Annotated in this window: 9 protein-coding genes and 2 pseudogenes; 10 read left to right on the top strand and 1 reads right to left on the bottom strand. The window is 69.2% G+C overall.

Annotated elements, in window-relative coordinates; genetic code table 11:
• From BLU79_RS42160 to BLU79_RS42150, 3 genes are all read left to right on the top strand, one after another.
• Positions 1-242, top strand: a 242-nt coding sequence (locus tag BLU79_RS42160) for a transposase family protein (protein ID WP_093911335.1), incomplete at its 5' end; no start/stop codon positions are given.
• Positions 243-673: 431 nt separating this feature from the next.
• Positions 674-1,147, top strand: a complete 474-nt coding sequence (locus BLU79_RS42155; protein ID WP_093911334.1) for a carboxymuconolactone decarboxylase family protein — start codon at positions 674-676, stop codon at positions 1,145-1,147.
• Positions 1,148-1,317: 170 nt separating this feature from the next.
• Positions 1,318-2,241, top strand: a complete 924-nt coding sequence (locus tag BLU79_RS42150) for an RNA polymerase sigma-70 factor (protein ID WP_093911333.1) — start codon at positions 1,318-1,320, stop codon at positions 2,239-2,241.
• Between the two features lie 68 nt (positions 2,242-2,309).
• On the opposite strand, the pseudogene BLU79_RS42145 reads toward BLU79_RS42150, so the two are convergent.
• Positions 2,310-2,564, bottom strand: a pseudogene (locus BLU79_RS42145) (transposase family protein); the annotation flags it as partial.
• A 40-nt stretch (positions 2,565-2,604) separates the two neighbouring features.
• Between BLU79_RS42145 and BLU79_RS42140 the strand changes: the two are divergent.
• From BLU79_RS42140 to BLU79_RS42110, 7 genes and pseudogenes are all read left to right on the top strand, one after another.
• Positions 2,605-3,882 carry an aldehyde dehydrogenase family protein gene (locus tag BLU79_RS42140; RefSeq protein WP_256333673.1) on the top strand — a complete coding sequence of 426 codons (1,278 nt, stop codon included), beginning with the start codon at positions 2,605-2,607 and terminating at the stop codon, positions 3,880-3,882.
• Between the two features lie 97 nt (positions 3,883-3,979).
• On the top strand, positions 3,980-4,402 hold the full coding sequence (locus tag BLU79_RS42135) for a carboxymuconolactone decarboxylase family protein (protein WP_093911331.1): 423 nt from the start codon (positions 3,980-3,982) through the stop codon (positions 4,400-4,402).
• 251 nt (positions 4,403-4,653) lie between these two features.
• Complete coding sequence (locus BLU79_RS50165) at positions 4,654-5,016, top strand: IS110 family transposase (RefSeq protein ID WP_371132047.1); 363 nt, start codon at positions 4,654-4,656, stop codon at positions 5,014-5,016.
• A 1,153-nt stretch (positions 5,017-6,169) separates the two neighbouring features.
• A pseudogene (locus BLU79_RS49520) lies at positions 6,170-6,437 on the top strand (ATP-binding protein); the annotation flags it as partial.
• Positions 6,438-6,672: 235 nt separating this feature from the next.
• On the top strand, positions 6,673-7,365 hold the full coding sequence (locus BLU79_RS42120; protein ID WP_093911330.1) for a winged helix-turn-helix domain-containing protein: 693 nt from the start codon (positions 6,673-6,675) through the stop codon (positions 7,363-7,365).
• Positions 7,366-7,430: 65 nt separating this feature from the next.
• Positions 7,431-8,672 carry a sensor histidine kinase gene (locus BLU79_RS42115; protein WP_256333672.1) on the top strand — a complete coding sequence of 414 codons (1,242 nt, stop codon included), beginning with the start codon at positions 7,431-7,433 and terminating at the stop codon, positions 8,670-8,672.
• The gene (locus BLU79_RS42110) at positions 8,669-10,603 is read left to right on the top strand and encodes a glycoside hydrolase family 9 protein (protein ID WP_093911329.1); all 1,935 of its coding nucleotides are present in this window, start codon (positions 8,669-8,671) and stop codon (positions 10,601-10,603) included. The genes BLU79_RS42115 and BLU79_RS42110 overlap by 4 nt, the downstream gene beginning before the upstream one ends.
• Positions 10,604-10,607 lie beyond the last annotated feature (4 nt).

Genomic DNA, 10,607 nt, shown 5'->3' with positions numbered 1-10,607 from the left:
CGCCACACCGCAAGTTCAAGAAGAACGCTCCCGCCTGGTACGAGGAGAGGCACGAGCAGCAACGCAAGGCGCACTCCTCACGGCGCATCCGCGTCGAGCACGGCATCGCGCATCTGAAGAACTGGCGGGCTCTCGCCCGTCACCTTGGCCGCCGCGAGCACATGAGCGACATCGTCCAAGCCGTCGCCGGACTGCTCTCACACCAACAATCCGCCAGCCTCTCCCGCAGCTTTCGAGGGTGAACACCGTCAGTGCCGTAGACCTCGACGTGCCACGGCCAACCATGCACGAGGTCGTAAGGGCTGTCCCGCAAGTGATCTTGAGGTGCGGTGAACAGGGGTCGTGGCTGGCATGATTACGGCGCCGGAGCCGTTCCGGAGTCCATACACCGGGCTGAGCCCGGGCGCCTTCGGCAACCGGCTCGCCCTGAGCTGAGTGGTCTGGCACTGCCGGCCAGTCAGACAGCGGCCAGCAGTGATCCACAGCGTGAGGTTCATCGTCGGCTCCTTGATCGAGGATTGCCCGCACCCCTGTGAGGAGACAGCAACCCCGCCTGTGCATCTCCGAACACCCCGGCAGCAGGGAGACGTGGGTCACACGCGTCCGTGTCACAGGGCGTGGGGCTACCTCGTCTCAGGGGGTGTAGCCACTGACGACCACGGAGGAGCACACGATGGACGCGCGACTGAACTACTTCGCCGGCCCGAACCCCGGCAAGGCCCTCAAGCACCTCATGTCGGCGGGCAGGGCGCTCAAGGAATCCCCGCTGCCGGCCGCGACGCAGGAGTTGGTGGCGCTGCGCGTGAGCCAGATCAACGGCTGCGCCGTCTGCATCGACATGCACACAAAGGAGGCCGCCGCTGCCGGGGAGGCCCCGGTGCGGCTGAACCTGGTGGCGGCGTGGCGGGAGGCCACGGTCTTCACCGAGGCCGAACGCGTCGCGCTGGAGCTGGCGGAGCAGGGGACCCGGGTCGCGGACGCGCCCGGCGGGGTCAGCGACGAGGTCTGGGCGCGTGCCGCCGAGCACTACGACGAGGAGCAGCTCACCGCCCTGGTGATCCTGGTGTCCTTCATGAACACGGTGAACCGGCTGAACATCATCACCCAGCAGCCGGCCGGCGACTACGAGGTCGGGCAGTTCCACTGAACGGTCGTCGGCAACCGGCCCCTGGCCGCGGGCTCCGGGCTCCGGGCTCCGGGCTCCGGGCTCCGGGCCCATGGGGCCTTGCTCTGCGCCGCCGGTGGACCGGATGATCACCAGAAGATGCCCGCGCCGACGAGTACGGCCGGGCGGGAGGACTGCAAGGGGGAGTCGGCGTGAGCAAGGTCGAGGAGTTCGAGGAGCTGCGGCCGCTGCTGTTCTCGATCGCCTACCGGATTCTGGGCAGCGTGGGAGAGGCCGAGGACGCGGTACAGGAGACCTGGCTGCGCTTCGACGGCTCGGCGACCCGGCCCACGTCGACCAAGGCCTTCTTGTCCGCCACGGTGACGCGGATCTCGATCGACGTGCTGCGCTCTGCACGGGTGAGGCGGGAGGAGTACGTCGGGCCGTGGTTCCCCGAGCCGCTGCTCACCGATCCCTATCAGGATCCGGCACGCTCAGCGGAACTGGCCGACTCTGTGTCGATGGCGGCGCTGCTGCTCCTGGAGCGGCTCAGCCCGCTGGAGCGGTCGGTGTTCGTGCTGCGGGAGGTGTTCGGCTTCGGCTTCGACGAGGTCGCCGCGGCGGTGGAGCGGTCGGAGGCGGCGTGCCGGCAGCTGCTGGTACGGGCGCGGCGGCACATGCAGGCCGGACGGCCACGGTTCGAAGCGGACCGTCAGGAGCGGCAGGAACTGGCGACGCGATTCTTCGACGCCCTCCGCGAAGGCGATGTCGTCGGCCTGCGGGATCTGCTCGCCGCCGACGTGTCGATGGTCGGGGACGGCGGCGGCAAGGCCCCGCAGCTGGCCAGGGCCGTCATCGGCGCCGAGAACGTGGCCCGGCTGCTCGCCTCCGTCTTCCCCCGGATGGCCCGGATCGACGTGACCTTCGAGCCGCACGAGGTCAACGGCCAGCCCGGAGCGATCTTCCGCGACCGGGACGGCAAGGTGCTCCACACCTTGGCCCTCGAGGTGCTCGACGGGCAGATCCAGACCATCCGCTCGGTGATCAACCCCGACAAGCTCGGCCACCTCGGGCCGGTCGCTGACGCCTGGGCTGTCGACCGCGAGGTGAAGCAGGCCCGCCCGCAGACGAAATGACCTCGGGACTGGCGTGGGTCGGCTCGTTCACCGGCAGCTCATGTGAGCGGCCGCCAGGTGGCCGGCGCCTATCCGGCGAGGTTGAGGTTGTGCAGGCGGGCTATGCCGCGCATCGCGTGGTGTACGCCGTCGCCGCGGAGGCGGCAGTCGCGCAAGATCTTCCAGGTCTTCATGCGGGCAAAGACGTGCTCGACGCGGGCCCGGACCTGCCTGTGGCTCTTGTTGTGCGCCTGCTTCCCGTCGGGGAGTTCTTCGTCCGCGCTGCGACGGCGGTGAGGGATGACCAGTCCCGTTCCGCGGTAGCCGCCGTCGGCGATCGTTAGCGCCGCCCGTCGCGCCTTCGACGAGGGACCCTGGCCGCGGATGACCGCCCGCGAGCGCAAGCTGGCGCTGCAGCCCCTCGGCGACCTGATCCGCGCCCACGGTCCCGAGTTCGCACAGCTGCAGTCACTCGACAACGGCGTGCCGATCACTGTCGGCAGCGGCTTCCGGTTCTCGGCGAACTTCGCCGCCGACGTTTTCGACTACTTCACCGGCTGGATCGACAAGCTCGATGGCGCGGCCCCGCCCGTCTACACGGAGCAGATCAACAACCAGCTGATCACCGTCAAGGAACCGGTGGGTGTCGTCGCGGCGATCACCCCGTTCAACGCCCCGGTGATGCAGTTCGCCCAGAAGGTCGCGCCCGCCCTCGCCGCCGGCTGCACCGTGGTGTTCAAGCCCTCGGAGTACGCCTCCAACGTCGCTGCCCTCTACACCAAGCTCATCGAACAACTCGACCTGCCGGCAGGCGTGTTCAACCTGGTTCCCGGAACGGCAAGCACCTCCCAGGCGCTGGTGGCGCACCCACTGGTCGACAAGGTGGCCTTCACCGGGCGCCGCTCGGTCGGCGAGCAGATCCTCACCGCCGCCGCACCCGGCCTCAAGCGTGTGCAGCTGGAACTGGGCGGCAAGAGCCCGAGCATCGTGTTCGACGACGTCGAGGACATCGCCGCCACCGCGCAGTACGCGATGAGCCTGGTCTCCATGGGCCTGTCCGGACAGCTGTGCTCGACCCAGACTCGCGCCCTTGTACAGCGGTCGGTGTACGACGACTTTGTCGCAGCCGCCGCCGCGCAGATCGAGAACGTCCACCTCGGCGACTCCTTCGACCCGACCGTCACGTCCATCCCGCTGGTGAACCCGGCCGCGTCCGACCGGGTCATGGGGCTGATCGACGGTGCTGTCGCTGAAGGCGCCAAGCCGGTTGCGGGCGGGCGCCGGATCACGGTCCCCGGGGGCGGCAACTGGGTCGAGCCGACCCTGTTCACCGACGTCACCACCGACATGGAGATCGCCCGGGAGGAGGTGTTCGGTCCGGTGCTCGCCGCCATTCCGTTCGACACCGAGGAGGAGGCGATCCGCATCGCGAACGACTCCGAATACGGCCTCTCAGCCGGCATCTACACCCGCGACACCTCCCGGGCCGTGCGCGTCGCGCGCAGGCTGCGTACGGGGACGGTCGGCATCAACAGCCTGTTCGTCGCCACCCCCACCGCACCATTCGGCGGCTACAAGACCTCCGGTCTGGGGCGTGAAGGCGGCCGAGACGGCCTGGAAGGCTACTTGGAAACCAAGACGATCAGCATCCCCCTCGGCTGATCCCCGCCTTCCCCTGTCTGTCCTGCCGATGAGTCGGCAGGACAGACACAACCCGCACATCAACGCACGGAGCCGGACGGGCGGAGGAAGAGGAACCATGAGCACCCAGGACAGCGCGAAGGACCGGCAGGAGCGTTTCGACCACGGCATGGCCGTACTGTCGAGCATCGACGGCGAGAGCGGACAGAAGGTCATCGACTCGCTGGCCGATATCTCCCCCGAGCTGGGACACCAGGTGGTTGCCTGGGCCTTCGGCGAGATGTACAGCCGCCCCCAACTGGCCCCGAGGGACCGCCAGCTGGTCACCCTGGGCATGCTGACGGCCCTGGGCGGCTGCGAGCCGCAGCTCTATGTCCACATCAACGCAGCCCTCAATGTCGGCCTGCAGCCTGCGGAGATTGTCGAGGCGCTCCTACACGCCGCCGTTTACTGCGGCATGCCCAAGGCCCTCAACGCCACCTTCGTGGCAAAGAAGGTCTTCACTGAGCGAGGCGTGCTGCCTACCACCCCCAGCGAGTAAGAGCCCTGTTCCTGATCCGGACGCGTCATCTCGGGCCGCGGCAGGGAAGGCGAGGTGATGGCGAGGCCGGAGGCCGACACCACTGCTGTGAGAGGGCGCGTGCGGCGTCGAGGCGGGCGAAGTGTTCGAGAATCCGTCCCCTGGTGGTCGACGAGCGGAACATCTCCTGCCACGCCGCGCCTTCAACGACGAACCGGCCCTGCTGGAACTGATCGCAGCTGGACTCGCTCTCCTGGGACACCTTGTGGGCGGTGGACATCGACCACGGTGGCGCCGCCCTGCTCATCGGCCTCCTGCTCAGCCACGGGCAGCCGATGGTCTACATCACCGGCCTTGCCATGCATCAGGCGTGGCCCGCCGGCAGTGGCCAGGGCAAGACAGACGACAAGGACGTGTTCGTCATCGCCGATCAGGCACGCATGCGCCAGGACCTCGGTTCGCTACAGCCCGGCGACGAGATAGCCGTCGACCTGCGGACCCTGACCGCCCGCCGCCTTGACTTGGTCAACGACCGCACTCGGCAGGCCAATCGGCTGCGGTCTCAACTGCTGGAGTTCTTCCCCGCGTTGGAGCGCGTGCTGAACCTCACAAGAAGGGCCCGGTCGTCCTGCTGACCGGCCACGAGACGCCGGCCGCGATCCGCCGCAGCGGTGCCAGGCGAATCGGCACCTGCTGAAGAACCGCAAGGTGAAGAATGCCGCCGCGCTCGCCGAGCCAGCCGTGGAGGCGCCCAAAACTCAGCACGGCGCCCGGTTACGGCGTCGAGCCTCCGCCGATCCGTGTGACCTGCTCGCTGGTGAGACCTTGGCCGTCACAGAACGAGCGCGACAGCCGTGAGAGGGGAACAGTTCTTCCTGGGTGTAGAGCACCCACGCTGAAGTGAATTGCCGCGATCTATAGTTCGGGTGATCACTGAGGACGAAGCCTCGTGACCGCAGACTGCCCCGGCCGGTCCCCCCGTCCGGTCGGGGCTCCCAATCCGCCCCGGCCGGTCCCCCCGTCCGGTCGGGGCTCCCGGCTCTGTCCCCCGAAGGTGCAGGAAGCCTGGCCCGGGCAGGGGCAGGCAGACACCAGTGAGATCACTCGGCAACAGCCCTCATGCGGCAAGCACTTACCGTTCTGGTCGGCGGCCGCGGTCCACCATCTGGACGCCTCCTGATGGCGCCTGCCGGGTGGAGCGGCGGCATCTGCTGCCTGGGACTGCTTCTCCCAGGAAATCCCAGGCCTTCCTGCCCGTCAGGCATCTGGGGAGACTCGGGGTTATCGGCGGTGGGCGCGGTCTTTCGACAAGCGCTCAGCCAGCCCGACGAACCATCCGTACAGATCAGCCAGCTCCGAGAGTGGGCACCTCCATGGAAACCCAGACCACACGTTCGGATCCCGCCTATTGCAGGGAACCCATGAACTCCCCGCACTGTCCTGGCTCGGACTGCCCTCCGTCTGCGGGTGACGAGCAGTGGCTGGTGGGCTTCCGTTTCCGGACTGCCACCGGCAGGCTGATGCGGCACTACTACATAGTTCCCTGGGCTCCAGATGGTGCGCATGCCACGCACTTGGCAGCCCGACGGGCCCACAGCGCGGGGGAGCAGGCGAGTCGCGCGTTCGCTGCCGTCGACGAACGTTGGATCGAGGTCCGCCGGCTACGGCGCAGCGTCATGGGCGACTGGCGCCTTACCGAAGGAACCTGGTAGAGCCTGCCGATGGTCGCGTGAGTGAGATGGTCATCGTCCCTCCCTGCAGGATCCGAACGGTACTCGACGACCTGGCTTCACCACCGAGCTCGTGATCAGCGAGCTGGTCACCAATGCCATCCGCTACGCCGGCGACCCCGTCGGAGTGCGGTTGATCCGCGACGGGGCGCTCATCTGCGAGGTCACTGACATCAGCAACACACAACCCCGTCTGCGGCGGGCGCGCTGGAGCGATGAAGGGGGGTCGCGGCCTATTCCTGGTCGCCCAGGTCACGACGCGCTGGGGCAGCCGCTATGGCCAAGCGGGCAAGACGATCTGGGCCGAACAGGCACTGCCTTCTTGAGTCCCGCCCGGCGCGTCACATCACAAGCGCGCGAACGTCGCCTGATGCGGCACCAAAACAGCGGGGTGCTGCGACGTGGGGTCGCTGCTCCAAGAAGACCCGGCACGCGCCATCGGACGAGGCGCTCTTGACCGGTGCCAGACCACATAGCTCTGGCACCGGCCACGTGCGGTGCACGGCACCGTGGCCCTGTGGATCACCCGGCCCCCCGCCCACACCGTCTAAGCTCCGGGCCATGCGCGTATTGGTCTTGGAGGACGACCCCGAACTGGGGCCCGTCGTCGCTGCTCAGCTGCGTGGTGCGGGGTTCGCGGTGGACCTCGCTCGGACTCTGACCGAAGCGGATCTCAAGCTCTCCGTCAACGACTACGCCTGTGTCGTGGCCGACCGCTCGGTTCCGGACGGCGACTCACTGACGCTGCTCGCCGGACACCGGCGGAGGGGATCGACGCTGCCCTTTCTGCTGCTGACGGCGCTGGACGCGGTGAGCGACCGGGTGGCCGGATTCGAGCACGGGGCGGACGACTACCTGGTCAAGCCCTTCGCCTTCGCCGAACTGGTCGTACGAGTACGTGCGTTGTGCCGCAGGGAGCAGCCCACGCGACTGCCGGTGCTGCGGGCGGGTGACCTGGAGGTCGATCTGCCACGGCGCCGCGTGTCCAGGGCCGGAGTGCTCCTCAGCCTGTCGGCCAAGGAGTTCGCGGTGCTGGAGGTGCTGATGCTGCGCGCGGACGAGGTGGTGACGCGCACCGAGCTGATCGAGAGCTGCTGGGACGAAGCGAGCGAGCCGATGTCCAACGTCGTGGACGTCCTGATCGGCCAGCTGCGCCGGCGGCTCGGGCCACCCGATCCGATCGGCACAGTGCGCGGCGTGGGCTACCGGCTGGGCGAAGCCGGTCAAGGGCCGGCCGCCGAGGCTCAGGCGTGATCCGCCGGGACGCGGCGTCCTCCCTTTCGCCCGCCGTGGCCCGGCTGCGACGTACCCGCCGGTTGATGACACTCCTGTTCGCCTCGACGACCGCCGCCTGCCTCGTCGTACTCGCCACAGTCGCCATCCGCATCGACGCCGAATCCCGCCGCTCCAGCCTCGACCACGAGGCCGGCAGCCGCGCCGTCGGCCTTTCGCGGGCGGTCTGGTTCGACGCGGGGGTGCTGCACCTGGAGCCGCTGCGTGAGGACGAACTCGCGCAGGGCGCACAGGTGTTGGCCGTCCTGCAGGCGGCGCCGGGGGAGTCGCCGTCGGTTCGGAACGTCGTTCCCGCGCGCTCGGCGCTGCCCGGTCAGGACCGGCTCGACCAGGTCTGGCGAAAAGTCCTGGACGAACAGGACACCGTACTGCTCAGCGCCCCTTCCTCGAACGGCGGGCGGCTGAGGTGGGCGGCGGCTCCGGTCTGGGACGACGATCGGATCGGTGCGGCCGTGCTGGCCGGCACGGAGCTGGCGCGCAGCGAACGCGATCAGGAAGTCCTCGTGCGCTGGCTGGCGCTCGGCTGCACGGCTCTGGTCTGCTGCGCGACGGCCGTCGGTCACCTGCTGTCCGGCCGGGCCATGCGTCCCGCCCTGCGCGGGCTGGGGCAGCAGGAGCAGTTCCTGGCCGAAGCGGCGCACGAGCTGCGTACGCCGCTGGCGACGTTGCGGCTCGTGGTGGAGCGGGGTGGTTCCTCCGACGAGGCCCTACGGCTGGTGGACCGGCTGAGCCGACTGGTCACCGGGCTGCTGGCCAGGGCCCGCATGGAGGCCGGTGCACAGCGGGCCGAGCTGGTGCCGCTGCGCCTCGACCAGCTGGTGGAGACAACGGTCGAGGAACTGCCGGACCACGGACGCGTCACGGTGCGCTCCGAGCCGGTGGTGGTGCCCGGGGACCCGGACCTGCTGGCCCAGGCGGTACGGAACCTGGTGGAGAACGCTCAGCGCCATGGGAGCCCGGCCGGGTCGCCGGTGGAGGTCACCGTCACACCCGGACTCGTCATGGTCCGTGACCATGGAGCGGGTGTGTCGCCCGCGGACCGGGAGCGAGTCTTCGCCCGGGGTGTAACCGGGGGACCCGCAACCGCCTTGGGGACGGGCACGGGGCTCGCCATCGTCCGCTGGGTCGCCGAGCTGCATCACGGAACCGTGCATCTGACGGACGCTCCCGGAGGTGGCTTGATCGCCGAGCTCAGGCTGCCGACGGACCCGGCCTACGCTGCGTCCTCATCCTCATCTCATGAAGGCTCCGGCACCGTGGGCGCATGAACTCTCTGCGCAAACCCCGACTGATGGTCGGCGTCGCCGCGGGCCTTGGCGCCCTGCTCCTCGCCGTGTGCCTGCACGGCCTGCCTTACAGCGGTGACACTGCTTCTGCCTCCACCAAGGTGGCCATCCGGGTCGACCAGGTCGGCTATGTACGCGGCGAGGCGAAGCAGGCCTACGTCATGGGGTCCCCGGCGGCACTCGCGGGAGCGCGCTTCCAGGTCGTCGACGCCAAGAACAAGGTGGTCTCGGCGGGGAGACTCGGGGCCACCACCGGCCGCTGGAACGCCAAGTACCCCTCGGTGCGCACCGCCGACCTCACGGCGCTGAACACCCCCGGCACGTACCGCATCGTCCTCACCGGGACCGCGGCCGGCCGCTCTCCTGCCTTCCGGATCGCCGACGCCGGCGAGCTGATGACCCCGCTCGTCCGGGACAACATCCGCTTCCTGCAGGCACAGCGCGACGGAGCCGACGTGCTTCCCGGCGCCTTGCAGCACGGGCCTTCCCATCTGGCCGACGAGGACGCAACGGTCTACGCCGACCCGGAATACGACGAGGAGGGCAACGAGTTGCTCGACGAGCAGCTGACGCCGACCGGTGACCAGGTCGACGTCTCGGGAGGCTGGTTCGACGCGGGGGACTTCCTCAAGTTCACCGGCACCACCTCCTACTCGGTCGCCGAACTCCTGCTCGCCCAGCGCGACCTGCCGGGCATGGAGGAACTGTCCGCCGAGGCCACGCACGGGCTGGACTGGCTGGACAAGATGTGGGACGAGGACCGCGAGACCCTCTACGCCCAGGTCGGCATCGGCGTGGGAAACGACGCCGTACGGACGGATCACGACGTGTGGCGGCTTCCCGAGGCCGACGACCGCCTCGATGTGTCCCCCGGTGACCCGGACTACATGATCAAGCACCGGCCGGTGTTCCGCGCGGCCGACCCGGGCGAGGCGATCAGCCCCAACCTGGCGGGCCGGGTGGCCGCGGTCTTCGCCCTCGCCGCACAGCGCGCGGCCGACACGGACCCGGAGGAGGCCCAGGACTGGCTGGACAAGGCCGCCGCCGTCTACGACCTGGCCGACACCGGGCCCGACCCCGACGAACCGCTCCGCACCGCGTTCCCGTACGCCTTCTATCCCGAGGACTCCTGGCAGGACGACATGGAGTTCGGCGGCGCCGAACTGGCCCTGGCCGCACGGGAACTCGGGGACGACCGGGAGGGTGACTGGGCCGACGCCGCGGCCGGATGGGCCAGTGCCTATCTGGACTCCGACGTCCAGGGCACCCTTGGCGTCGCGGACGTCAGCGCCCTGGCCCACGCAGACCTGGCCACCGTCCTGAACGGCACCCGGACCAACGGCATCGGGGCCGAAGAGCTGCACGACGACCTGCGCCGCCAGCTGGAGGACGGGGTCGCCCGTGCCAAGAAGGACCCGTTCGGAGCCGGCGCCGTCTACGACGACTTCGACGCTGTACCACACACCTTCGGGTTGGTGGCCACCGCCCGCCTCTATGCCGAGGCCACCGGAGACACTCACTATGCAGCCTTCGCCGGCCGGCAGCGGGGCTGGGCCCTCGGCGCCAACCCCTGGGGAACCAGCTTCGTGATCGGTGCGGGTGAGGTCTACCCGCACTGCCCGGAACACCAGTTGGCCAACCTCCGAGGCAGCAACGACGGGAAGGGCGCCATCCTGCGGGGCGCCGTCGTCAACGGCCCGAACGACGCCTCGAAGCTGGAGGAGTTGAACGGCTTCCCGACCATGAAGAAGTGCACGGCCGCCCCGCCGTCAGGAGCCTGGACCGACTTCGACGGCAAGGGTTCGCGGTACGTCGACGACGTGGGCGCCTGGCAGACCGTGGAGCCCGCACTGGACTTCACGACGACGGCACTGCTGGCCTTCGCCCTGACCGCACAAGGCAAAGGCCAGTAGTTCC

Origin of the sequence: Streptomyces sp. cf386, from assembly GCF_900103585.1 — a bacterium.
Taxonomy (GTDB): Bacteria; Actinomycetota; Actinomycetes; order Streptomycetales; family Streptomycetaceae; genus Streptomyces.
The sequence above is the reverse complement of the archived record's forward strand: the minus strand, read 5'-3'. Positions and strand labels throughout refer to the sequence as shown.